We start from the raw sequence: 25,693 nt of genomic DNA on the forward strand, positions 1-25,693 counted from the left end.
ATGACTCAAAAAGAATTGCATAACCAGCGGCTGATTAATGAGGCCAATCATGAAACCCTGCGTTTTGTAACACGCAGGCATTTTTTAAAAGACAGCATTACCGGTTTGGGCGCCATGGCGTTTGGATCATTATTAAGCGGTTGCGATTTCTGGGGTTCAAAAGGAGCGGGATTGAATGCTTTTGACAGTAATAATCCATTAGCGGCACATCCTCCTATGTTTCCCGGAAAAGCAAAATCCGTGATCTATCTGCATATGGCAGGCGCCCCATCGCAATTGGAAATGTTTGATTACAAACCTGATCTTATGAAATTAGACGGGTTGGAATGTCCGCAATCTTTGCTGGAAGGAAAACGCTTTGCATTTATAAGAGGTGTACCTAAAATGCTGGGGCCGCAGGCGCATTTTGAGCAACGCGGACAAAGCGGGGCATGGGTATCGGATCATTTACCGCATTTTGCAACAGTGGCCGATGAAGTGAGTTTTTTAAAAGCTGTTAAAACAGACCAGTTTAATCATGCACCTGCGCAACTGCTCATGCATACAGGTGGCGCACGTTTAGGACGGCCGAGCATGGGTTCATGGGTAAGTTATGGTTTGGGAACAGAGAACAGTAACCTGCCTGGCTTTGTTGTGCTTACTTCGGGTGGTAAAAATCCTGATGCCGGAAAAAGTGTATGGGGCAGCGGTTTCCTGCCTTCCGTTTACCAGGGTGTGCAATGCCGCTCCGAAGGGGATCCTGTACTTTTTATTAATAACCCTGAAGGAATAGATAAAGACATTCGCAAAGCATCTATTGACGCGATCAACAAAGTAAACCAGCAATCGTACGAAGAGTTTAAAGATCCTGAAATATTATCGCGGATATCTCAATATGAGATGGCTTATAAAATGCAGATGTCGGTACCGGAAGCAATGGATATCAGTGACGAACCGGAGTATATACATGAGATGTACGGTACCAAACCGGGCCGCACAAGTTTTGCCAACAATGTGTTACTGGCAAGGAAATTAGTGGAGAAAGGCGTACGGTATGTGCAACTGTTCGATTGGGGATGGGATTCGCATGGAACAAGCCCCGCCGATTGCTTAGAAATAGGATTGATCAACAAATGCCGCTCCATAGACCGGCCCATAACCGCCTTATTGCTCGATCTTAAACAAAGAGGCCTGCTGGATGAAACATTGGTGGTATGGGGCGGAGAGTTTGGCCGCACACCTATGCAGGAAAACAGGGATGGTAAGGAAATGCCTTTCAAGGGAAGGGATCACCACGCCGAAGCATTTACGATGTGGATGGCAGGGGGCGGTATAAAAAAAGGTGTCAGCTATGGAGAAACAGATGAGATCGGTTATAGTGCCAGGAGCGGAAAGGTAGAGCCCAATGATATACAGGCTACCGTATTGAACCAGTTGGGGTTTGATCATGAAAAATTTGTTTACCAGTTCCAGGGACGGCCATTCCGTTTAACCGATGTAAGCGGGAGGGTGATAAGCGAAATTGTAGCATAGAACTATTGAACTGTATTGCTTGTCACTCATCACTTACTACTTATCACTTACCACTATTGTATGCCTTTAAACCGGAGAAAATTTATTTCAACTACTGCTGCCCTTGGCGGAGCAATGATCGCACCTTTTCAACAACCAATAATGGATAAACCCGCTTTCCCGCTTCCTGCTGATTTTATGCCGTTGGTAATGGCAACCAATTGGGGATTTGAAGGAACAACCGATGATTTTTGTGCTAAGGCCAAACAGGAAGGCTACGATGGCATAGAAATGTGGTGGCCAACCGAAAAAATGCAACAGGATACTTTATTTGCCGCATTGCAAAAGCACAGGTTAGCTGTTGGGTTTTTATGCGGATCGGGCGATAGCCACTTCGAAAAACACCTGGAGCAATTTCAGAGAATGACAGATGCGGCTGCCACACAGCAAATACAAAAGCCATTGTACATCAATTGTCATTCGGGAAAGGATTATTTTTCTTTTGAACAGAACAAACAGTTTATTGAATATACTATTGCACTGTCAAAAAGAACGGGCATTCCCATCAGCCATGAAACGCATCGTTCACGCATATTGTATGCTGCTCCTGTAGCGCGTCAGTTTGTGGAAGCCATTCCCGGATTGCGTGTTACGCTGGATATTTCTCATTGGTGTAATGTACATGAATCATTACTGAATGACCAGGAGGAAACCGTACAATTGGTTTTATCAAGGGTTGATCATATTCATGCAAGGATAGGTCATCCGGAGGGGCCTCAGGTAAATGATCCGCGGGCGCCTGAATGGGAGGCTGCGGTAAAACGCCATTGGCAATGGTGGGATAAAGTAGTGGAACTAAAAATTAAACAGGGAATAAAAAAACTAACTTTTCTTACCGAATTTGGCCCACCCGATTATCTTCCTGCACTTCCCTATACACGGCAGCCGCTGGCAGATCAATGGGCTATCAATGTATATATGAAAGATCAACTGAAGAAAAGATATTCTGATCAATAAAAATATTACTCCGCAGCTTTTATGATACTACTCAGCATTTCAGGTTTCTTCGGTCGTTTTCATCCCTTACTCGTGCATTTGCCTATAGGCATTTTATTATTGGGTGTTATATTGCACTGGCTCAGCCGGAAACCACAGTTTAGCGCTATCCGTCCTGCTGTAAGTGTTACTTTATTACTGGGCGCCGTCAGCGCCGTATTATCCTGTATCAGCGGCTGGTTATTGGCCGCCGGAGGCGAATACGATGCAACTATTTTAGACCGGCACAGGTGGATGGGTATAGGCGTTGCCGTAATTGCCATTTTGTATTATATAATATATGCTGAAAAATTTTCTTTCCGGTTCCATCCGGCACTGCCTTATATACTTTCTGTGGCCTTGTTTATACTGATCACTTTTACAGGCCACCTGGGCGGAACACTTACTCACGGTGAGGGGTACCTTACACAGGATATAGTAGAACCGGATGACACAAAGGAAGTAAAGAAAATTATTCCCAATGTGCAGGAAGCCATGGCATATAATGATATTATACAACCTGTATTACAGAACAAGTGCTATAGCTGCCATGGCCCGTCGAAACAAAAAGGAAAATTACGTTTGGACAGCAAAGAAACGATTGCAAAAGGCGGAGAAGATGGTAAAGTGCTGATGGCGGGTAAAAGTGCGGAAAGTGAATTGTATAAAAGAATAACGCTCGATTTGCTTGAAAAGAAACATATGCCCCCTAAGGGTAAGCCGCAGCCTTCGGAAGCGGAGATCGCTTTGATCCATTGGTGGATCAGTACCGGCGCCAGTTTCGACAAGCCGGTAAAGACCCTGCCGCAGGATGAAAAGATAAAACCATTGCTCATCGCTTTGCAGAGTGATCATCAGCAGGCGCCGGCAAAGCCCGAAATACCTGAGACGCCTGTAGCAAAAGCTCCTGAGCAGGCGGTGAACAAATTAAAAGAAATGGGTGTTACTGTTGTTCCGGTATCAACGGGCAGCAACTATCTTTCTGTTAATTTTTTGGATTCAAAAAAGATTGGTGATGATGAAGTGAAGCTGCTGGAGCCACTTGCACCGCAGTTGGTTTGGTTAAAATTGGGCAGCACTGCTGTTAGCGACAGCGCTATGACTACTATTGGTAAACTGCCTGTTTTAATTAAGTTGAGTTTGGATAATACCAAAATATCAGATACGGGCCTGGCTATGCTGCAATCTTTATCAAAACTTCAATATCTTAATGTTGTAGGAACAAAGATTACTGCCGGCGGCTTACAGTCTTTAAAAAACTTACCGGAATTGCGCGCCCTTTATTTATATAAAACGGCTGTAGCTGGTGCAGACTGGACATCACTAAAACAAGCCTTTCCTAAAGCTGTATTGGATACAGGCGGATATACATTGCCTTTGTTGGAAGGAGATACCACACTGGTTACGCAGAAAAAGTAGCAAAGCCCCATTCTAAATTTGATAAGAGGACAGCATAACCCTAAGTGGCGGTGCCGGGGTCACCTGGCATTTGCCAGATCAATCAGTTTTTTGATATCGGTAATAAATATTTTTCTGCCTTTTGTTTCAACCATTCCGGCCTCTTTAAATTCACTCAGCACTCTTACTACATTTTCCCGGGCAGTACCTGCAAGGCTGGCCAAATCATCTCTCGACATATTGATTTCTACAGCCATGCCGGGCTCAAAATTCACTTTGTATTTTTCTCTTAATACAATTAATTGCAAAGCCAGTCTTTCCCGAACCGAATTTTGTGCAAATAAAGTAACACTATTGGCTAATACCGCAAACTCATGGCTGAGCGTTTTCAACAGCCGGTTATTAAGAATGGCGGACTGCTGTAAACAGGCTAAAAAATCTTCTTTCGGTATAAAAGCAATCGTACTTTCTTCCAGCGTAGCGGCAGAATCGGGGTAGCGGTATTCCGATAAAATGGCGTGGTAACCGAGTAGTTCGCCGGTGTTAGCCACATAAATGATTTGCTCCCTGCTGTTTTTATCTGTTTTATATTTTTTAACCTTGCCTTCAACAATATAATATATGCCTGCAGGGTAACCGCCTTCCCGAAAAAGAATCTCTCCTTTTTTATATACATGTTCACTTTTACGCGCCATGAGGCGGTCAAAGTCGGCAACTGGCAGATCGGCCAAAATAGATTCACTTTTAAAATCCCATTTGTCTATTGGAAAAATACCCTGGATGCTCATAGTATGTACAAAACTACCTTTAAAAATATTGATATAAATCACTTTTCGCAGTGATAAGTTTTACCGCATAACGAATAATTGATATGTAATTTTGCAATCGGCTAACAAAAGTGAAAATGTGCCTGCACCATATATTGAGAATTCTGATCCCGGCAATGCAGTATCGTGAATTAAGACTTATAATACATTTTAAAGTTCTATAACAATCATGCATGTAAATGAAAAGAAATTGCCCATAAACAGGTTCTTCAGTTCCGATAACAGGTTTAATACACTTTATCCGGAGCCGGTCCGCTTATTAGCTGCCAGGCATTGGACTCCTTTAAATGTTGCGCGAAGGGCTTCCTTTTTTCTGGCGGCCGAAAATGGTATGCGTATACTGGATATCGGCAGCGGGGTAGGTAAATTTTGTTTAAGTGCTGCGTATTATTCTCCCAATGCGCATTTTTATGGTGTGGAACAGCGCAAAGACCTTGTTACGTATGCACAGGCTGCAGGAAATACACTGGGTTTACAGAATGTTTCTTTCATACACGGAAATTTTACTCAACTCGATTTGCGCAATTACGATCATTTCTATTTCTATAATTCATTTTATGAAAACCTGGCGGGTACCGATAAAATAGATGAGCGTATTGTGTACTCCGGCGAGTTGTATAATTATTATAACCGTTATTTATATAAACAGTTAGAGCAAATGCCTGCCGGAACACGATTGGCTACATTTTACAGCCTCGAAGATGAAGTGCCCAGGGATTATCATATTGTGGGTTCGGAAATGGATAACCTTCTGAAATTCTGGGTTAAGATATGATCATTTTAAACAAATTACCTGTGCTAACAAATGAATACGGATGATTCTATGAGTGCAGTAAAAAAAGAAAATATTGTATGCTGATAAGTTAATATGTGATTTAAGCCTGTACGATCGGATGGACCAAACTGCACAGGAATAATTTGATATTAAAATGCACACGTTTCTCCTCCAGATCAAATTAAACAAAACGTTGAAGCTGGAGCATTATAACAACATCAATATATGTTTAAGCCTAAGTTGTTTGATACCCTAAAGCACTATAGCAGGCAGCAATTTGCTAAAGATGTGATGGCGGGTTTAATTGTAGGGGTTGTAGCCCTGCCGCTTGCCATTGCATTTGCTATAGCTTCAGGCGTATCGCCGGAAAAGGGATTGTATACCGCAGTTATTGCGGGTTTTATTATTTCCGCGCTGGGTGGTAGCAAGGTTCAAATTGGAGGGCCTACGGGCGCATTCATTGTAATTGTATATGGCATTGTTCAGCAATTTGGCATTAATGGTTTAATTATAGCCACTTTTATCGCCGGGGTAATCCTCATCATCATGGGTATAGCCCGTTTGGGCACCATCATTAAATTTATACCTTATCCCTTAATTGTGGGATTTACCAGCGGTATCGCCCTGATCATTTTTTCTTCGCAAATGAAAGATTTTTTTGGATTGAAGATGGGGGAAATTCCTGCTGATTTTACAGATAAATGGCAAAGTTATATTGGAAATTTTCAATCGGTTAATATATATGCGCTTTTAATTGCTGCGGGTACAGTTGCTATTATTGCTTTGTGGCCTAAAGTTACACGTAAAATACCCGGATCATTAATTGCACTTTTAGTTACAACTGCTGTGGTGCAATTGCTGCACCTGCCTGTAGAAACCATTGGCAGCCGTTTTGGCAGCATTCCTTCTTCCTTTCCTTCACCTGTAATTCCCGATCTTGATTTCGCTACTATTCAAAAACTGATTGCACCTGCATTTACCATTGCTTTGTTGGGAGGTATTGAATCTTTATTGTCTGCTATTGTAGCCGATGGAATGATTGGGGGAAATCACAGATCCAATACGGAACTGATAGCCCAGGGCACAGCCAATATCTTCTCCTCTATTTTTGGCGGTATTCCCGCTACAGGCGCCATAGCCCGTACCGCAACCAATATTAAAAACGGAGGGCGCACGCCGGTGGCAGGCATCGTGCATGCATTTACGTTATTACTAATCATATTGTTTATAGGCAAATGGGCCGCCCTTGTACCAATGGCTGCATTGGCCGGCATACTGGTGATTGTGGCTTATAATATGAGTGAATGGGAGAATTTTATTTCAGTAGTAAAAGGTCCGCGTGGCGATACCGCAGTATTACTTACCACTTTTTTTCTTACCGTATTAATTGATCTTACCGTAGCTATTGAAATAGGTATGGTGCTGGCTGTATTTCTGTTTATGCGGAATATGATAAAGTTTACAGATGTAAATATTCTTACCGGTGAAAATACCGATAAAGAGGAAGGGCGGGATAAAGATGCGGTAAGTAATTATGCTATTCCGAAAGATGTTGAAGTATTTGAAATAAACGGACCCTTATTTTTTGGGGCCGCCTATAAATTTAAAGATGCTATAAAGTTTATTAAAAAGCCACCCAAAGTATTCATCATCCGCATGCGGCAGGTACCTATTATTGATGCCACAGGAATCAGAACGCTGAGGGAAATTCACAAGGAATCAAAAAACCGGGGTACAAAATTAATCCTTTCGGAAGTGCATAGCAAGCAGGTAATGGACGAACTGAAAGCTGCCCGTTTATTATTTGCTGTGGGTAAGGCTAATGTAACGGACACTTTTGAGCAGGCGCTGAAAAGGAGCAATGCGGTGATAAATGAGGGGAGGTGAAAGGTGTGAAGTGAGAGGTGAAAGGTGAGAAGTTGTTTCCGTTATTCAATTAAAGGAATAAACCACTAAGCAAGACAAATAGATATAGTTGATTAACTTGTAGTACAATTTCTTTTATAACGATTGCATAACTGCTGGTATGAAAACAATTCCCGTATTTCTTTTCCTGCTGCTGCTTTATGTACCATGCAGGGCCGATGCGATCAAAGAAATACAATCTCCGTCGGGAGATATTAAGGTTTCTGTAAGCATTGACCATACCATTACCTATACGGTATCTTATAAAAACCAGCCCTTGCTTTTGCCGTCTGTTATTGATATGATGCTGGAAGATGGCAAAAAGCTTTCCGGTAAACCCGGCCGCTCTAAAATAAATACCCGTTCAGTAAATGCCGTGATCGTATCGCCGGTTCCCGAAAAAAGAAAGCATATTCCTGATACATACAATGAAATGCAGATCCGGTTTACGAATGGGTTTGGCATTATTTTCAGGGTTTACGATGATGGAATTGCTTACAGGATTACAACAGCATTTAAGGATTCAATTATCATAAAGAATGAGATCGCTGAATTTAATTTTCCTCAAAATGCTTTGCTTTACTTTCCGGAAGTGGTAAAAAGAGATAACCAGGATAAATACCACACCAGCTTTGAAGAGCCTTACCAGGTAAAACCATTGGATAGTGTAACCAAAAATAATCTGTGCTTTACACCTGTGCTTATTGCATCTGCCGGCAACCCGAAAATAGTAGTTACCGATGCTGATATTGAAGATTATCCCGGTATGTTTGTTACAGGTAAAAGTAGTAATGTATTAAGGGCGGAGTTTGCGCCTTATCCCCTGGAGGAAATGCTTGCGCCGGGCGATTTTCCACAGTTATATGTTTCGAAACGGGCAGATTATATTGCCAGAACAAAGGGTACAAAATATTTTCCCTGGCGTGTACTGCTGATCGCTCCGGAAGATAAGGATTTGCCTGCCAATGATCTTGTATACCGTCTCGCTTCGCCTTCAAGAGTGAAGGATGTTTCCTGGGTTCATCCCGGTAAGGCTACAGATGAATGGATCATTTCATCTAATATTTTTAATGTAGATTTTAAGAGTGGCATCAATACCGCTACGTACAAATATTATATTGATTTTGCCAAACGTTTCGGTTTTGAACGCATTATGATGGATGCGGGATGGAGCGACAATAACGATTTGTTTAAGATCAATCCTGGTATTGACATGGAAGAAATAGCAGCATACGCAAGAAAACAAAACGTGAAGCTGAGCATGTGGACGCTGGCCATGACCTTAGATAAACAATTGGAGCCGGCGCTTGAACAATTCAATAAATGGGGCGTGGATTTTATAATGACGGATTTTATTGACCGCGATGATCAGAAGGCCGTAAACTTCTTCTATAAAATCGCCGAAGCCTGTGCAAAGCATAAGATCATGATCATGTTTCACGGCGCCTTTAAACCGGCAGGCTTTAACCGCACTTATCCCCATGCCATTACCCGTGAAGCCGTGCTGGGCTCCGAATACAATATATGGAGCAGCAAGGCAACCCCCAAGCATAATTTGTTGCTTCCTTTTATACGCATGACGGCAGGTCCAATGGATTATGAACCGGGGATATTGGATAATGCCACGGAAAAAACTTTCCGGCCAATAGGAGAAAAGATAATGTCTTTTGGAACCCGCTGCCAGCAATTGGCCATGTATGTGGTATATGAAAGCCCTGTACAGTTTTTCTCTGGAAATCCTTCACAGGGTTTGCTGGAGCCTGCTTTTATGGAATTGCTCGGTAGTATTCCCACCACGTGGGATACTACTGTTGTGGTGGATGGCAAACTGGGTGAGTATATAATCACTGCACGCAAAAAAAATAATGAATGGTTTATTGGGGCCATGAACGATCTTACAGAAAGAACATTTACTATTCCGCTTGATTTTCTGGAAAATGAAAATTATACTGCCACTGTTTGCGAGGATGGCATGAATGCCAGCAGGTATGCTTCGGATTATAAACTATATTCTAAAACCCTTAACCGCAAAGATTCCATCATTATTAAAATGGCTCCGGGCGGAGGGTATCTCATCAGGCTTCAGCAACAATAGCTTTTACTGTTTTTTTAATTTATCCTTAAATATTTTTTCAAACTTTTCCAGCTTGGGCCTGATCACATACTGGCAGTATGGCGCTTTTCCGTTGAGCATAAAGTAATTCTGATGGTAATTTTCCGCTACATAAAAGTTTTTAAACGGCTCAATGGCTGTTACAACAGGATTGGGCCATGCCCCACTTTTATCCAATTCGATTTTATAAGCCTCGGCTTTTTCTTTCTGGGTATTATCGTGATAGAAAATTACGCTGCGGTACTGCGGTCCCACATCATTACCCTGCCTGTTTAATGTGGTAGGATCGTGTGTTTTCCAGAAAACTTCTAATAATTCATCGAAACTAATAACGGCAGGATCATACACAATTTGCAGCGCTTCTGCGTGCCCGGTATTTTTTTCACAAACCTGTTCGTATGTAGGGTTCGCCACATGACCGCCACTGTAACCACTGGATACTTTTTTAACGCCTTCCAATTGCTGAAAAATAGCTTCCGTGCACCAGAAGCAGCCGTTTGCAAAAGTGGCTACTGCGGTATGGGCATCGGGAGTAATAGCAGCAGGATTAATAGTAGTATCGTTGCTCATATTATTTGTTTTTTGAGAATTGCTTTTTGCACCACAGGAAAACAACGCGGTTGCAGGAATCATTCCAAGGATCAGAAAAAGGTATTTCATTGCTTAACATTTACGAATGATAAATATTATGCCAATCAGAGCGCAAGTTACTGAATACAGCAAATAATGTACGCAGTAAGCGTATGGCGGAGACGTTAAATTTTGTTAAAGAGCGATTGCGGGTGCTTTGTTGGGATGCACACTGCTAAAGCTCAACCCTATTACTACTGTTTATCATTCCGACAAAGCTAAAGGGCAGGCAGGGAAGCATCCATCTGCGCTATGATCAAACGATAAACCATAAACGACAACCGACGAATAGTCAATACAGATGCTTCGCTTCCCGCCGCGGCGGTGGCAAACTCAGCATGACAAGCAGTGGAACAGGAGTTCAGCTTTTGTACTACAGTTTAGCCACTCACTGTAGCTTGTCATGCTGACGCAGGAAGCATCCATCCTCGCTCCAATCATTCACTACCACTTGTCATTCACGATTCAGATGTTTCATTCCTTAGCATGACAATAGAGGCAGTATGCGGATCCGAAACTGAAATCCAAAAAAGAAGCACCGGGAGCCAAATAAAACCCATCCTCCGTGACAGTTTCAAATCCGCCTATCGGCAGGCAGGTTTCAAATCCAGGAATTCACCACTGATCACTGACCACTCACCGTTTAAGTATTCATACCATCATTAGTAGTTGCTCACCTGATAGCTGACGGCTGATAGCTCATACCCGCAATAAAATACATTTCCACTTACCTTTGCAAATCTTAAAAAGAAGCAATACAAAAATGAAACTCTTTCCGGAATCGGCTTTGATGCAGTTGGAATTTGATAAAGTGAAAGCCTTGCTTACAGCGCATTGCCAAACCGCTTATGCTAAAAACAAAGCTGAGCAATTGCGTATTCATACCCGGCTGTCTTATATAGAACCAGAACTGCAGCAAACCAACGAATATAAATTGCTGCTGCAGAACGGGATTTATTTTCCCAATGATATTGTTTTGAATTTAACCAATGAGTTAAAACTGTTGGGTATTTCCGGTGCAGTGTTAAATGAAGAGCAGTTGATGAGCATACGAAAGCTGGCAGATGCCATGAAGCAGGTTTTTCACTGGTTTGATGCGGAAAGAAAGGTCGTTTATCCGACCCTGTTACAGGTGATTGCCGACAGTTATTACGAAAAAGAGATCATCCGGCTTATTGATGATGTGCTGGATGAATATGGGAATGTGAAGGATAACGCATCAAAAGAACTGGCGCAGATAAGAATGGGTTTGGCGCGTAAGCGGAGCGAACTGCGCAGGGCATTCGACAGGGTGGTGGCCAAATGGAATAAAAGCGGGTATGTATCGGATATAGAAGAGGCATTTTTAAATGGCAGAAGAGTCGTAGCTGTTCATGCGGAATATAAACGGCAGGTGAAAGGCATTTTGCTCGGAGAAAGCGATACGCGTAAAACATCGTTTATTGAACCGGAAGAAACGATTGAACTGAACAATGATGTATTTACCCTGGAGCATGCCGAAAGCCGTGAAGTGTACCGGGTACTCAGGGATTTAACGAAGCAACTTTCTGTATATGCTCCTTTACTGAAGAATTATCATGGCATTATTGGCGAATATGATTTTATCCGGGCTAAGGCAAAATTAGCGGCGGATATGGGTGCCAGTTACCCTGTTGTGCAGGATAAAGCGCATGTGCATCTTATCCAGGCCTTTCATCCTTTATTGTATCTCTATAATCAAAGATCGGGAAAGCCGGTTATGCCGGTAACGCTTACTCTTGATGAAAAAAATCGCATACTCGTTATATCGGGACCCAATGCGGGTGGTAAAACGGTTACTTTAAAAACCGTGGGACTTTTGCAAATGATGCTGCAAAGCGGCCTGCTGGTTCCTGTGCACCCGCATTCGCAAATGGGAATCTTTAAGCAACTGATGATCCATATTGGAGATACGCAGAGCCTGGAATTTGAGCTGAGTACTTACAGTTCGCATTTGAAGAACATGAAGTACCTGATTGAAAATGCCAATGGACGAACCCTGTTTTTTATTGATGAATTGGGCAGTGGCAGCGACCCGCATCTTGGTGGTGCTTTTGCTGAGGTAATACTGGAAGAACTGGCGAAGAAGCATGCTTTTGGAATTGTAACCACCCATTATCTTAACCTGAAAGTAATGGCCAACAAAACGCCTGGCATTACTAATGCGGCGATGGCCTTTGATGAAAAAAATCTTTTGCCCTTATATAAACTCATCATTGGCAAACCCGGAAGCTCCTATACTTTTTCGATTGCTGAAAGAATTGGTATGGATCCTCAACTTATTGCAAGGGCCAAAACCATGGTGGCGGAAGACCATTTCAGCTTGGATAAACTATTGAACAGGGCAGAGCAGGATATTCGCAGGCTGGAACAAAAAGAAAAGGAATTAAATAAACTGCTGAAAGAAAATGAAAGGCTCAAAAAAGATATGGAGCACACCATGCAGCGCGAAAAACACCAGCAGCAGGTGGAGTTGCTGAAACAGCAGAATAAAATAAATGAGGAAAGGATTGCATACCTGAAGGACATGGAGCGTAAACTGAAGCAAATTGTATTTGACTGGCGCAGGATGGAGAACCAGGAAGATAAAACAGCTTTGATGAAGCAACTGCATGCCATGCTGTTTAAACAAAAGGAAAAGCAGGTAAAAGAGAAGGCGAAGAAAAAATTCGATTCAAGATACATTGAAACGGGAGGGGAAGTAAAACCGGGTGTAAAAGTGCGGATGATGCAGAATAACCAGATTGGCACTGTAAAAGAAATACGGGATAAAAAAGCGATTGTGCAGTTGGGCGTTATTCCTATTACCGTGGAATTAAAGAATTTGGTGGTGGTGCAGGAGAAGGAGGGAGAGGGGTGAATCGTCAGTAGTCAGTAATCAGTGGTGAGCAGTGAATGGTGAACGGTGAGGGAAAAGGTTTAAGATTTCAGGCTTGAGACAATAAACCACAAACAATAAACCACAAATATTATATTTATCTTTAAGCTTCAGCATTAACAGGCGCTGAATATTTTTCCAAAATCCTGTAACCTGTCCAATTTTTATGAAGAAAGCCTGGTTGATTGTTTTAACCGCTATAGTAACATCATGGGTGGTATTGTTTGCCCTGTCTACGTCTCCGTTAAAAAACACCAAAACCGCCCAACAGGGTTTGCTTGACCTGCGTAGTCAGGACTTCTCTTCTGCAAATATCAATCTATCGGGGCAATGGGAGTTTTACTGGTCTCAATTATTGCTTCCGGGAGAGGACGTGAGCCATCGCAGTTACGCATCCTTCCCTTCCTTATGGAATAAAATAGAGGTTGGCGGGAAACCACTTCCATCTGTGGGTTATGCTACGTATAAGCTGAAAATAATACTTCCCTCTTCCGATCCCTTGCTGGCATTGCGTATTCCGGATATATACAGCAGCTACCGGTTATATATAAACGATAGTTTGGCTGTGGAAAACGGGAAACCTGCTTCCAAAAAAGAAGAGGCTAAACCTTTCTGGTCGGAACGGATTGTATTGCTTCCCCAACATACAGATACCGTGAACCTGCTGCTGCATGTAGCTAATTTCTGGCACTCAAAAGGAGGCCCGCATAAACCTGTTGTGCTCGGTAATTTTGAGCAAATATCCCGGCAGAACAAAATAGACTGGGGACTGGATACTATTACAACCGGGTTTATACTGATGAGCAGTTTTCTTTTTTTTGGACTATACCTCTTTGCCAAAAATGATAAACCTATTCTTTATTTCGCATTATTCTGCTTTACCTATAGCTACCGTATTATCGGCACAGGCCCTTATTTATTCTATTCCCTGTTTCCCGGGATAAACTGGTTTGTAACGCTTAGAATAGAATATTTATCGCTGGTGCTGAGTTGCGCCTGCCTGTTTCAGTATATCCGCTATCTTTATCCGCAGGAAGCAGGCAAAGCAGTGGTAAGGATCTTACTCTGGGTAAGCGCACTGTATAGTATAATAATTCTAACAGCACCTGTACACTTTTTCAGTGGCATTATGCCCCTGTATCTTATTATTTTGTTTTTTTATTTGGGCTATGCTTTTTACATTTTTATAACAGCGTATATACATAAACGCAATGACTCTGATTTTGCGCTTTTGAGCGCCTGTATTGCTTTCATTCTGTTTTTATTCCTGAACCTGCATTATTTTAAGCTGGCGCCTGATATGAAGGCAATGATCTGCTCCGGCTATATTCTTTTCCTTTTTTTGCAGGCTATTATTCTTTCTTCGCGGTTTGCATATACGCTTAGCCACGCTGCCCTGCAGGCGCAACTGGGCGTAAAGGCTAAATCTGAATTTCTTTCTACCATGTCTCACGAAATACGAACACCGTTGAATGCCATTATTGGACTGGTTCATATTTTGCTTAAAGGAAAGCCTTCCTCATCTCAAAAAGATACACTTGAAGTGGTTTTGTTTTCGGCCAACAACCTGTTGGTGCTGGTTAATGATATTCTTGATTACAGTAAGCTGGAAGAGAATAAAATGAAGCTGGAGAAAATTGATATGGACCTGCGGGAAATTGGAAAAAATATTATCAAAGGTGCGCAGAGTTTTGCCGATTCCAAAAAAATAAAGCTGGAATATGAATTTGATAAGGACATACCCGAACAGGTGCTGGGCGATCCAACACGCATTACACAGGTTATCACTAACCTTGTGCACAATGCCATAAAGTTTACGGATGAAGGATGGGTAAGATTATCGCTTCAGGCAGAAAAGGTGGATACACAACATATAACAATTACCATAGCCGTTAAAGATTCTGGTATCGGGATATTACCCGATGAACAGCAAATAATTTTTAAAAGATTCACACAGGCTGATTCTTCCACCTCACGGAAATATGGCGGAACGGGACTCGGACTTGCCATCAGCAGAAAAATATTGGCGTTGTATAACGTGGAACTGCAGCTTAATAGCGAAGGGGGCAGGGGTTCCACTTTCTGGTTTACATTATCTTTTCCTATAGTGTACCGAAAAAAAATATTATCTACTGGTTCTTTAACAGGAATGGATAAGCCATTGCAGGATTATACTATTCTCCTTGCAGAAGATAATCCGCTGAATGCGATGATAGCAAAAACTATTCTTGAAGATTTTGGCGCAGGAGTTGAACTGGCAGGCAATGGCAGGGAAGCGGTTGAAAAGTTTAACGCTGCCGTTCATCATGTTATTATTATGGATTTAAATATGCCGGAAATGGATGGATTTGAAGCAACAAAGCAGTTAAGAAGTAAGGGAGTTACCGTTCCTGTTATTGCTTTAACCGCCACTTTACCTGCGGAAATTGCTGGAAAGATAAAGGCCGCGGGGTTTACAGATATTATAGTAAAGCCTTTTGATCCTGATGGATTGTGCAGAACCATCCTCAAATACAGGAAGGGGGTGTGAGGGGTGAGGTTTCAGGGTACAGGTTTCAGGTTCCAGGTTTCAGGGTACAGGGTGCAGGGCGTGCTCAACTGTATTCAGCAATTTGTCTGTAACCTATAGTTGAGGCTGCCTTGTAACATGTAACCTGCAACTTGTAACCATCCCATATTTTTCACATTTTCACGCTTCCGCATTTTCCACATTCATCAACGTCTCCAGCAATTGTTCATCTCTGATAAGATAAGCGCATTTGAAATGTCCTTCGGGGCATTGCCTGAACCCATGGAGTCCGCAGGGCCGGCAATACAGCGGATCCTGTATTTCAACGATGTATTTTTTATCAGATAATGGTCCATAACCAAATACGGGTATAGTAGAGCAATATACTGCTGTAACAGGCGCGTTCATGGCAGATGCAAAATGCATAGGCGCGGAATCATTTACATAATTCATGGTAGCATCCTTCATAAGCGCTGCAGACTGTAAAAAGTTCAACTGGCCTGCAAGCGATATAATGTTTTCCCTCTTCACTTTTTGCTGAATCTCTTCACAAAGTTTCGCTTCTCCCGGCGCTCCCAAAAGATAAACTATATAATGAGCAGGTAATTTATCAATAAAGCTTATCCATTTATCTGCAGGGTATTGTTTGGTAAACCAAACAGATGCAGGCGCAATGCAGATATACGGTAAAGATTTTAAAGGCTGTACAGCATCCCAGTCCTGCTGCGAAGGATACAGGCGGGGTTTATAAATAGTGTTATCCGTAAAAGATTGTATGAGACTAAGATTGCGTTCAATTTCATGGGGTGTTGCGGCTCCATTGCCCATACTGTGTTTTACGCTGATATCAAATGCAGGACTGAACGGATTTTTATCAAAACCAATCTTTTGCTTTGCGTTTGAAAAAGCGGTAAGCAATCCTGTTGCACCAAACCGTTGTACATTGATGACCTTATCGTATCTTTTTTTTCTGATCACCCGGAGCAGCCGCCATAAGGTTTTGTATTTTCCGTTTTTCTTATCCCATATCAATACTTCATTCAGGTAGGGATGCGCTTTCAATAAACCTTCATTGCCCTTTCTCAATAAAAAATCAATTTGTGCAGCCGGGAAAAAGGCATGCAGCTTTTCTATAAGGCAGGCAGACAGTACTACATCTCCAATAAAGGCGGTTTGTATGATGAGGATTTTTTTCATTTCCTAAGCACTGTTACTGTTCCATCGTCATTCCAGCGTATTACCGCCGAAGGTTGTGCGATACGGGTGTCGGTTTGCCGGTATTGTACTACATAATCTGCTGCCGTGGTTATTGCAGGATCAATGGTACTAAATAAGGCCGGCGCAGGTTGTCCTGAAATATTGGCTGAAGTAGATACCAGTGGTTTTCTCAATCGCTTAATGAGGTGCCTGCAAAATTCATCCCTCACAATTCTTATAGCGATGCTTCCATCGGGCGCTATTAAATTCGGCGCCATGCCTACAGCGTCCTTATAAATTACAGTAGTGGGTTTACTGGTTTCGTCAAGATAATCAAATATCCTTAAATCGGGTTGCGCCACATACTTTATCACATCCCTTTCTTCTGTTAATAAAACGATCATGGATTTGGTTTCTTCCCTTTGCTTGATCCGGTAAATTTTTTGCACCGCCAGGTGGTTTGTAGCATCGCAACCCAGCCCCCAAACAGTATCTGTTGGATACAGTATAACGCCTCCCGCCTGCAAAACCTGTAAACAATGCTCTACATCCGCTGTAAAATTCATGCTGCAAAAATAGTGAGGCTTTGCAAAAGCAAACTGATTAAGTTTGCAAAAAAAAGAACAGCATGACAGACTTACAAAATCTTATTGCACAAGCCTGGCAAAACAGGGAGTTATTAAAAGATGAAGTATACATTGAAGCAGTAAAATCGGTCATTGAAGATGTTGATAAGGGCAGGCTGCGCACTGCATCTCCTTCCGAAAACGGGTGGATAGTGAACGAATGGGTAAAGCAGGCCATCCTTATGTATTTTGCTATTCAATCCATGCAAACATGGTCTGTTGGCCCTTTAGAATTTCACGATAAAATGTTGCTGAAAAGTGGTTACAGGGAACTGGGCGTACGCGCTGTGCCGCATGCTGTAGCAAGGTATGGCGCATTCATTGCCCGTAATGTAGTGCTTATGCCTTCTTATGTAAATATCGGCGCTTATGTGGATGAAGGCACAATGGTGGATACCTGGGCTACGGTAGGCAGTTGCGCACAAATTGGCAAGGGCGTGCACCTGAGCGGGGGCGTGGGTATTGGTGGTGTGCTGGAACCTTTACAGGCCAGCCCGGTAATTGTGGAAGACGGTTCTTTTATTGGCAGCCGCTGTATTGTGGTAGAAGGGGTAATTGTTGAAAAGGAAGCGGTGCTGGGTGCTAACGTGGTATTAACCAAAAGCACTAAAATTATTGATGTAAGTGGCAGCGAGCCGGTTGAATACAAAGGAAGGATACCGGCACGGAGTGTGGTGATACCCGGAACTTATAATAAAAAATTTCCTGCAGGTGAATATGGAGTGAGCTGCGCCTTAATTATCGGCCAGCGCAAGGCCAGCACCGATCTTAAAACCAGTTTGAACGATGCATTGAGAGATTTTAATGTAAGCGTGTAAACAGTGACAGGAAAGAGGGGAGAGGTGAAAGAAAACTTGCAAACAAGCAGGGTTCCTCGTTTTCGCCTCTCATCTCTCTCTTCTTACCTTCATTTTTCACCTCTCACCTTTTTTCCATCTGTCTGGGCCAATGAGCAATGAACAGAAATACCGGGTAACGCTGGCAGGATTTATTATTACCTTTTCGGGAGCGATATTGTTTTCCACCAAAGCGATTATTGTAAAGCTGGCATTTAAGCATACCGATATGAATGCGTTATCGCTGCTGGCGCTGCGTATGCTTTTTTCACTTCCTTTTTATTTAGGCGCTGCATGGATGGCTGCCAGATCAAAGAATGCTGTATCACTTACAGGCAGGCAATGGACCGCTGTTATTTTCCTGGGTTTGTTTGGATATTATCTCAGCAGTTTATTTGATTTTGTGGGATTGCAATATGTAACTGCAGGACTGGAAAGGCTTATCCTTTTTTTATATCCCACTTTTGCTGTACTGATCAACGCGCTTATTTTTAAACAACCGGTTAGCCGGCTGCAGAAAATAGCTTTGCTGCTTACCTATGCCGGCGTTGCCTTTGCTTACTGGGGAGAGCTGCGTATAGATATGAATAATCCCTATTTTTTATGGGGCAGCTTTCTCATTTTTTTATGTTCCCTCACTTTTGCCGTGTATATAGCAGGCAGCGGGAAGGTTATTCCAAAAGTAGGTGCAGCAAGATTTACCGCCTATGCCATGCTGGCTTCCACCGGTGGTGTTTTTATTCATTTTGCACTGGCGGGCAATATATCCGCGGGAGGATTTTCGGGTATCCATTGGGGATATGGTTTATTGCTGGCCATTGTGGCAACGGTTTTACCCAGTTTTATGATATCCGGCGGCTTGAAAAGGATTGGTTCCAGTAATGTGGCCATCATATCAGCTATAGGGCCGGTTTCCACCATTGTGCAGGCCTATTTTATTTTAGATGAACCCCTGTTTGCTGAACAAATTGCAGGAACAGCACTGGTGATTGCGGGTGTACTGCTGATTGGCTGGCGGCAACCAAAAAATGCAGGTACAAAATAATTATTCCCCTTATATTTGCAGCCCAAAACCAATTTTGGTTTGAGGCTCGATGTTTGAAGCTATTTTCATTTTACAGGTATCAACTTCAAACATCAAACTTTTGAACTTCAAACTTTTCAGCCCGGGTGGCGAAACTGGTAGACGCACTGTCTTCAGGTGGCAGCGTTCGAAAGGATGTGCTGGTTCGAATCCAGTCCCGGGCACACAACCCCATTTTTGATGGGGTTTTTTTTATGCCATAAAGCCACTACCAGCAAAGCATTACAGCCAATTTCCTTTCTTTTCATTTCTTTTATTTTGACGTTATTTTCTCAATTTTTGTTACTATGTTGTTACTTGAGTAACAAAATTTCCATTAAAATTCATACCTTAGCGAAAGAAAAGGAAAAATAAATCATACCAATATGAGTGTAAAACTTCGCAAAAGAAAGAATGCAAACGGTACCACTTCTTTAATGCTGGATATTTATAACGATGGTGAAAGAAAGTATGAATTTTTGAAGCACCTGCAATTATCGAACGGAACCACCATTGCAGACAGGGAAGATAATAAGAAGCGTTTGAGACAAGCCGAAGCCATAGCCGTTGCCCGTGCTGCTGAACTACAGGCGAATGATTACAGCATGGTATCTGATGCAGGGAAGAAAACAATTATTACAGACTGGATGCAAAGCTATGTGGACAGGTATAATAAAAAAGATAAAAGAAATATGCAGGGTGCATTAAACCGGTTTGCTGATTTTTTGAAGGAAGATAAAAAAGCCGGGTTAACGTTCGGGCAGATTACCCCGTTAATCATTGAAGATTTTATTGAAAACCTTGAAAGCAAAAGTAAGGGTGAGGGCGCAAGCTCCTATTATAACCGGTTTAAGAAAATGATAAAGCACGCATACCGTAAACGCCTGATGAAAGAAAATGTATTGGACTTGGTAGAAAAGAAGGTTAATGGCAAGGCTGCAAAGAAAGATATTTTAACCCTGGATGAGTTAAAAGTACTGGCAGCCACACCAACAGAAAGCGGAGAAGTTAGGAGAGCGTTTTTATTTAGTTGTGTTACTGGTTTAAGATGGATTGATATAAAACCTTTGAAATGGGCAGGTATTAATCTGAAGGCAAAGAGTATGGTTGTAGGGCAAAGCAAGACTGGCGAACCCGTTTATGTACCCCTTAACGATACCGCTATAAAGCTATTGGGTAGCCCGGGCAGGCCCGAAGATATTGTATTTGCATTGCCTACAGCAAACGGCGCAAATAAGACGGTGAAGGCATGGGTAAAGCGTGCAAACATTGCAAAAAAAATAACATGGCATAATGCCCGCCATTCGTTCGGAACAAACCTCATATACAATGATGTTGATGTATTAACAGCATCCAAACTATTGGGGCATACGAGTATGAAGCATACACAACGGTATGTTAATGCAGCAAGAGAAATGAAATTAAAGGCTACTGATAAAGTAAATATTGAAATGTAAAAAGAAATGGATAGCTACAAGGAATTTATAAAAGAAGTACATGCCTTAGATGTAAGAACAATTGAACTGCAGGCCCAAAAAATAATAGTAGATGGAGTAACTTATACCGAGATACTCCCTTTATGGGAACTTGATCCCACAGAATATAAACCCGCAGACCGGAAGAGATTAAATGAAGAGGGAATCTTTTTTGTTCAATGTTGGGATCTATCACACTATTACGATGTACCTAATCAGAATATTTGGGAAAGCGGGTACCGTCAAAAGCTGAAGGGAATGCAACAAGCTGCCATTGTGGATGTTCCCAATAAGCAGCATGCGGAAGTGCTTTTGAATCAAGTTAACCAGTGGCTAATAGGGTTTAAAGCCTTTGACAAATTATGGAGTGTTGAAAAGATGCACAACTACTATGGACGAGATTTTTATAAAAGCACTCTTTATTATCAGGACGATTTGAAGATTAAGTTTCTTGCTTATTTCCACACAAAGGGCGTAGCTGAAAAGAAAGAAGGTTACAGCCCTTCATTTTTGTACATGCTTCACGATATTTATAATGTTAAGATGGCGCTGCTTGAAGGGTTAAAAACCCAACTTACTGCTATCACCGGTACCGAATTAAAGCGGGGAAGTACTAAATTTATTTTCGATGATGAAATGGGATGGCTGCAATACAACAATAATAGAGCTACGGAAAATAAAAACATTCTCCCAAAGCCATTTGAATTGGTTGATAAAAGAAATGTAGAGCCAATTAAAAGATTGCATAAAGCCTTAAAACATAAAAATTTCATTAATGCCTCACTTCCGGAATTTAAGGCATTATTTGGATTGAGTGAATTTACAAACCCTATTGTTTGGGTAAGCGCCGAGGCTACAGCTACGGAGTTGTTGTATTTCTATTATAAGCTGAAAGAAAGTAATAAACTAAAAAAACATATTCATCCTTATGTAACGCTAAAGAATTTTTTCATTAAACAAAATGGAGAACAAATTACAGAAAATTTAAAGCAAATAAATCAAACGATAAATACCGCCACACCGAAAAGAGCCAAAGAAATAGATACTTGTTTCAATTCTTGGTTTACCTCTTGAAAATATTTATAAAATAAATTCCTCCTTGCTTCCTGCTACAATGCAGTAAATAAGCGTATTCCAGCAGACTTTACCTTTACCCCATACCTTACCTTATCCCAAAGGTAAACCCGTTATTGTTCCTTTTCTTTCCAATTTCACACTGTCAAACACAGATAGCGCTATTTGTTTTTTCAATCATTTTTCAACATAAAAAAATGGATAAGAAGATATTAACCTTTCAGGAAGGATGCCAATATATTGGTTACAAGCCGTCCTATGTCTACAAGCTCACAATGTCGGGTATAATTCCTTTCAGTAAACCGAATGGTAAGAAAATATTCTTTGAACGGGAAAAGCTGGAAGCATGGATGCTAAGTAATGCCACACCCGGAAGCAATGAGCGGGAAAAGCAGGCAGCCACTTATATTTCTTCACATTAAAAAACCCCGTAATCATGCAGCAACATAACAACGGGGCAAGTGACTTAAACCAACAGCTCAAAGATACTCCAAATCCCGTATTTGAGGCGGAATTATTTTCAGGAATTAAAGCGGAAATAGAAACGATTTCCGGAGTTAATAAAGGATTGTTCACAGTTAAACCCGCCAGTGAATGGATAGAACAGGCGAAAACCCGGCCCATTCCACAAATGCTTTTTGGTGAATTTTGGTTTGAGGGTGAACTATGTATTTTGTTCGCAGATACCAACCTGGGCAAGTCTATTTTAGCCGTGCAAATTGGTAACAGCATAAGCAGGGGTGAACAGATACGGGGCTTTATATTAGAAGCATTAAAGCAACCAATTTTATACTTTGATTTTGAGCTTTCGGATAAACAATTTGAAAACCGATATTCTATAAAGTTTGAACAACATTACAGTTTTGATAACAACTTTATAAGGGTTGAAATAAACCCTGATGCTTCAATACCCGAAAACCAAACCTTTGAGGATTACCTCAACTATTCATTAGAACGAAGTATTACCGAAACCGGCGCAAAGATTTTAATTATAGATAATCTTACCTACCTAAAGAATGAAACGGAAAAAGCTAAAGATGCTTTGCCTCTTATGAAGCATTTGAAAGCGTTAAAAAGCAAATATGGCCTTTCAATCCTTGCATTGGCCCACACTCCGAAAAGGGATTTATCAAAACCCATTACCCGAAACGATTTACAAGGTAGTAAGATGCTCATAAACTTTTGTGATAGTTCCTTTTCAATTGGTGAAAGCCATAGCGACAAAAATTTACGATACCTCAAACAGATTAAGCAACGGAACACAGAGCAAATTTACGATGCAGATAATGTTTGTGTTTGCCAAATTGATAAGCCGTTTAATTTCCTGCAATTTGAGTTTGTCAATTTCGGTAAGGAATGGGAACACCTGAAACAGCATACAGAAAAGGACAAAGAAAGCCTGAACGAAAAGGTAAATGAACTAAAGCAGCAGGGGCGAAGCCTCCGGGAAATAGGTCAGGAATTGGGTATATCGCACATGAAAGTAAGCAGGATTTTAAAAGACTGTAACACCCTGTAACACCTGTAACACCCTGTTACAAGTGTTACACCTGTTACACTAAACTTCAGAGCAATGAGTAATGAACACAAATACATATTAGAACCATACAAGGGAATGAGCACCCGCCACCGTTGCCCCGTTTGCAATAAGGACAGGGTATTTAGTCTTTATATTGACACAGAAAAAGGCGAACACATAGCCGGGAATGTAGGCAGGTGCAACCGTGAAAGCAATTGCGGTTATCATTATACGCCAAAACAATACTTTCAGGATAATAATATTTCTTTTGATACTCCAAAAACTTTCATTAAAAAGAAAGCTGTTGCCTTGAAGCCGCTACCAGTATCCTATACCCCAAAGGGAACCTTATTGGAAACGCTGAAGGGGTACCATAACAATAGTTTCACGGAATTCCTGTATAGCCGGTTTGGGATCAATGCCGCAAATGAGTTAATAGGCAAATATTTCGTGGGCAGCTCAAACCACTGGCGGGGTGCAACGGTATTTTGGCAGATAGATGTATTAGGGAGGATAAGAGCCGGAAAGATCATGCTGTATAACCCTGGAACGGGCAAAAGAGTTAAGGAACCGTACAATCACATTACATGGGCGCACAAAGCGCTCAATACACCTGAATACAATCTTTCACAATGTTTATTTGGGGAACACCTATTGAGGAAGGATCCCGGCAAACCCGTTGCAGTGGTTGAGAGTGAAAAAACCGCAATAATATCATCCCTGTATCTGCCCCAATTCATCTGGCTTGCATGTGGAAGCATTGGTAACCTGAATGCAGAGAGATGCAGGGTATTAGCGGGAAGAAAAGTTATTCTTTACCCTGACCTTAACGGGTTTGAGAAATGGAGCGCAAAAGCAAAAGAATTAGCGCACATAACCACAGTAACAGTATCAACAGTATTGGAAAAGATCGTAACCAATGAAGCCGAAAGAAAAGCGGGTTTAGATATTGCGGATTATTTACTACGGTATAAACCCGAAGCGTTCAAGGAGCCGAAGGAAGAGCCACTACAGCCGGTAAACATTCTTATCAGTAACATTCTTTCATCTACAGAAACCATAACCGGGCAAGAGTTTAACAACATGCGGATTATGTATGTAAAAACCGATGACGGCAAAGCATACGACCTGTTATTTGATAACGGCGGCAACGCCATTGGACAGCATACCCAGGCAGTAGGTAAGCTGGCAGTATTCTTTTGCAAGGATTTTAAGCAAGGGACCATTGACGGTGAGCGGGTACTAATAAATGTTAACTGATGAACTGGAAACAAGAATTAAAAGAATTAAAGTATAGCCACATGGAAAGGACAGCGCCGGCATTCTTTGCGGCCAGTGGTGGAAGATCAATGAAATTGAAGCCGTACAAGGATACTACGGCAAACGGATTGACCAGATGCATAATTGATTTCATCACATTCTCCGGATGGCAGGCGGAGCGGATTAGTAACACAGGACGGATGATAGACCGCAGGCGCACGTATACGGACGTATTGGGACGTAAAAAGCAGATTGGCGGCATGGAGTGGGCAAAGGGAACCGGAACCGCAGGAACGGCAGATTTGAGTGCTACAATAGCCGGACGGTCCGTAAAGATTGAAGTGAAGACAGGTAGGGACCGGCAGAGCGAAGCGCAAAGCAGTTATCAAAAGAAAATTGAAGCATCCGGGGGCATATATTTCATTGCCACCAACATGCGGGACTTTATAAAATGGTATTATTTAAACTTTAAAATTGAAATATATGAACGAGAAACCGTTACCGAATGATTTGTTTAATGCTGGCTTTTTGCACGCTACGCAAAGGACGAGCTATGATTATCCATTATCCCATTCAGCAAAAATAACCGCTGTGGCAAAGTGGATAAGTTGTAATCTAAACAGGGGGGATGCTATCAACCCTGAATGGAATAGCTATTCCCTGAAATGTTTGTATCGAGATGCTACCGGGCAAGAATTATCTAATGGAGAATTTATTGCGGCGATGTTAGTTGCCGGCTTCACATACACCAGATCAGGGATGAATGCCCTTTTTGATGTATCCGGGGAATCGGTGAAACAGATAGAGGAAAAATCTTACATCACTCTAACGGTTAAGATGGCTAAAGGTGGAACTTTCCTGCCATCGGCAAATAAGTTTAACCAATGGTCCCTGGTATCCAGGCAAAGTATTATTGAACCCTTCGCAAAAGGAAAGGTAGCCGGCAAACCCTTCACCTATACATACCTGAAGGCTGATAATTTAACAATCCGGTTTATGATGGATGAAAAAGGAAAGGTTTTAGAAGCTGAAGCATCTACAAACAATATGTAAAGAACATTGTA

General features: G+C 41.8%; 21 protein-coding genes and 1 tRNA gene. 18 read left to right on the plus strand and 4 right to left on the minus strand.

The genetic code is table 11. The features are described 5' to 3' along the window. The 3 genes from FRX45_RS03355 to FRX45_RS03365 are packed head-to-tail and all read left to right on the plus strand — an operon-like array spanning nt 1 to nt 3,945. Nucleotides 1–1,512 carry a DUF1501 domain-containing protein gene (locus FRX45_RS03355; protein ID WP_152266998.1) on the plus strand — a complete coding sequence of 504 codons (1,512 nt, stop codon included), beginning with the start codon at nt 1–3 and terminating at the stop codon, nt 1,510–1,512. Between the two features lie 60 nt (nt 1,513–1,572). Continuing rightward, complete coding sequence (locus FRX45_RS03360) at nt 1,573–2,508, plus strand: sugar phosphate isomerase/epimerase family protein (RefSeq protein ID WP_152266999.1); 936 nt, start codon at nt 1,573–1,575, stop codon at nt 2,506–2,508. 21 nt (nt 2,509–2,529) lie between these two features. Then, entirely contained in the window at nt 2,530–3,945 is a 1,416-nt protein-coding gene (locus tag FRX45_RS03365; protein ID WP_152267000.1) for a c-type cytochrome domain-containing protein, read from the plus strand. A gap of 59 nt (nt 3,946–4,004) precedes the next feature. Here FRX45_RS03365 and FRX45_RS03370 read toward each other — a convergent pair whose 3' ends face one another. After that, a complete protein-coding gene (locus FRX45_RS03370; protein ID WP_226804922.1) occupies nt 4,005–4,754 on the minus strand; it encodes a Crp/Fnr family transcriptional regulator in 750 nt (249 codons plus the stop codon). Between the two features lie 166 nt (nt 4,755–4,920). Here FRX45_RS03370 and FRX45_RS03375 point away from each other — a divergent pair, with 166 nt between their 5' ends. The 3 genes from FRX45_RS03375 (at nt 4,921) to FRX45_RS03385 (ending at nt 9,526) form a co-directional block, all read left to right on the plus strand. Then, nucleotides 4,921–5,526, plus strand: coding sequence for a methyltransferase domain-containing protein (locus FRX45_RS03375; RefSeq protein WP_152267001.1), 606 nt, complete (start codon nt 4,921–4,923; stop codon nt 5,524–5,526). A gap of 225 nt (nt 5,527–5,751) precedes the next feature. Further along, on the plus strand, nt 5,752–7,413 hold the full coding sequence (locus FRX45_RS03380) for a SulP family inorganic anion transporter (RefSeq protein ID WP_152267002.1): 1,662 nt from the start codon (nt 5,752–5,754) through the stop codon (nt 7,411–7,413). Between the two features lie 139 nt (nt 7,414–7,552). Next, a complete protein-coding gene (locus FRX45_RS03385) occupies nt 7,553–9,526 on the plus strand; it encodes a glycoside hydrolase family 97 protein (RefSeq protein WP_152267003.1) in 1,974 nt (657 codons plus the stop codon). Nucleotides 9,527–9,529: 3 nt separating this feature from the next. Here FRX45_RS03385 and msrA read toward each other — a convergent pair whose 3' ends face one another. Next, nucleotides 9,530–10,204: a peptide-methionine (S)-S-oxide reductase MsrA gene (msrA, locus tag FRX45_RS03390; protein WP_152267004.1), complete on the minus strand. Its 675-nt coding sequence runs from the start codon at nt 10,202–10,204 to the stop codon at nt 9,530–9,532. A 733-nt stretch (nt 10,205–10,937) separates the two neighbouring features. Between msrA and FRX45_RS03395 the strand changes: the two genes are divergently transcribed. Further along, entirely contained in the window at nt 10,938–13,052 is a 2,115-nt protein-coding gene (locus FRX45_RS03395) for an endonuclease MutS2 (protein ID WP_152267005.1), read from the plus strand. 184 nt (nt 13,053–13,236) lie between these two features. Continuing rightward, a complete protein-coding gene (locus FRX45_RS03400) occupies nt 13,237–15,600 on the plus strand; it encodes an ATP-binding protein (protein ID WP_152267006.1) in 2,364 nt (787 codons plus the stop codon). A gap of 159 nt (nt 15,601–15,759) precedes the next feature. Here FRX45_RS03400 and FRX45_RS03405 read toward each other — a convergent pair whose 3' ends face one another. Together FRX45_RS03405 and FRX45_RS03410 are read right to left on the minus strand one after the other, a co-directional pair. Continuing rightward, nucleotides 15,760–16,776, minus strand: coding sequence for a glycosyltransferase family 9 protein (locus tag FRX45_RS03405; protein WP_152267007.1), 1,017 nt, complete (start codon nt 16,774–16,776; stop codon nt 15,760–15,762). Further along, nucleotides 16,773–17,342, minus strand: a complete 570-nt coding sequence (locus FRX45_RS03410; RefSeq protein ID WP_152267008.1) for an L-threonylcarbamoyladenylate synthase — start codon at nt 17,340–17,342, stop codon at nt 16,773–16,775. Before FRX45_RS03410 ends, FRX45_RS03405 begins: the two co-directional genes overlap by 4 nt. A 62-nt stretch (nt 17,343–17,404) precedes the next feature. On the opposite strand from FRX45_RS03410, the gene FRX45_RS03415 reads away from it, so the two are divergent. The 10 genes from FRX45_RS03415 to FRX45_RS03460 all read left to right on the plus strand — a co-directional run bounded on the left by FRX45_RS03415 (nt 17,405) and on the right by FRX45_RS03460 (nt 25,682). Beyond that, nucleotides 17,405–18,220 (plus strand): 2,3,4,5-tetrahydropyridine-2,6-dicarboxylate N-succinyltransferase, encoded by an 816-nt coding sequence (locus FRX45_RS03415; protein WP_152267009.1) that lies wholly within the window; start codon nt 17,405–17,407, stop codon nt 18,218–18,220. 130 nt (nt 18,221–18,350) lie between these two features. Then, a complete protein-coding gene (locus FRX45_RS03420; protein WP_152267010.1) occupies nt 18,351–19,283 on the plus strand; it encodes a DMT family transporter in 933 nt (310 codons plus the stop codon). Nucleotides 19,284–19,402: 119 nt separating this feature from the next. Beyond that, nucleotides 19,403–19,486, plus strand: a tRNA-Leu gene (locus tag FRX45_RS03425). A 201-nt stretch (nt 19,487–19,687) separates the two neighbouring features. Further along, nucleotides 19,688–20,758, plus strand: a complete 1,071-nt coding sequence (locus FRX45_RS03430; protein WP_152267011.1) for a site-specific integrase — start codon at nt 19,688–19,690, stop codon at nt 20,756–20,758. Nucleotides 20,759–20,764: 6 nt separating this feature from the next. Then, on the plus strand, nt 20,765–21,850 hold the full coding sequence (locus FRX45_RS03435) for a hypothetical protein (RefSeq protein ID WP_152267012.1): 1,086 nt from the start codon (nt 20,765–20,767) through the stop codon (nt 21,848–21,850). A 197-nt stretch (nt 21,851–22,047) separates the two neighbouring features. Continuing rightward, the gene (locus FRX45_RS03440; protein ID WP_152267013.1) at nt 22,048–22,272 is read left to right on the plus strand and encodes a helix-turn-helix domain-containing protein; all 225 of its coding nucleotides are present in this window, start codon (nt 22,048–22,050) and stop codon (nt 22,270–22,272) included. Nucleotides 22,273–22,286: 14 nt separating this feature from the next. Continuing rightward, the gene (locus FRX45_RS03445) at nt 22,287–23,369 is read left to right on the plus strand and encodes an AAA family ATPase (RefSeq protein WP_152267014.1); all 1,083 of its coding nucleotides are present in this window, start codon (nt 22,287–22,289) and stop codon (nt 23,367–23,369) included. A 54-nt stretch (nt 23,370–23,423) separates the two neighbouring features. Then, on the plus strand, nt 23,424–24,629 hold the full coding sequence (locus tag FRX45_RS03450) for a DUF6371 domain-containing protein (RefSeq protein WP_152267015.1): 1,206 nt from the start codon (nt 23,424–23,426) through the stop codon (nt 24,627–24,629). Continuing rightward, on the plus strand, nt 24,629–25,138 hold the full coding sequence (locus tag FRX45_RS03455; RefSeq protein ID WP_152267016.1) for a hypothetical protein: 510 nt from the start codon (nt 24,629–24,631) through the stop codon (nt 25,136–25,138). The genes FRX45_RS03450 and FRX45_RS03455 overlap by 1 nt, the downstream gene beginning before the upstream one ends. Beyond that, a complete protein-coding gene (locus FRX45_RS03460) occupies nt 25,104–25,682 on the plus strand; it encodes a hypothetical protein (RefSeq protein WP_152267017.1) in 579 nt (192 codons plus the stop codon). Before FRX45_RS03455 ends, FRX45_RS03460 begins: the two co-directional genes overlap by 35 nt. Nucleotides 25,683–25,693: the final 11 nt, after the last annotated feature.

Source organism: Agriterribacter humi (assembly GCF_009192765.1).
Lineage (GTDB): Bacteria > Bacteroidota > Bacteroidia > Chitinophagales > Chitinophagaceae > Agriterribacter > Agriterribacter humi.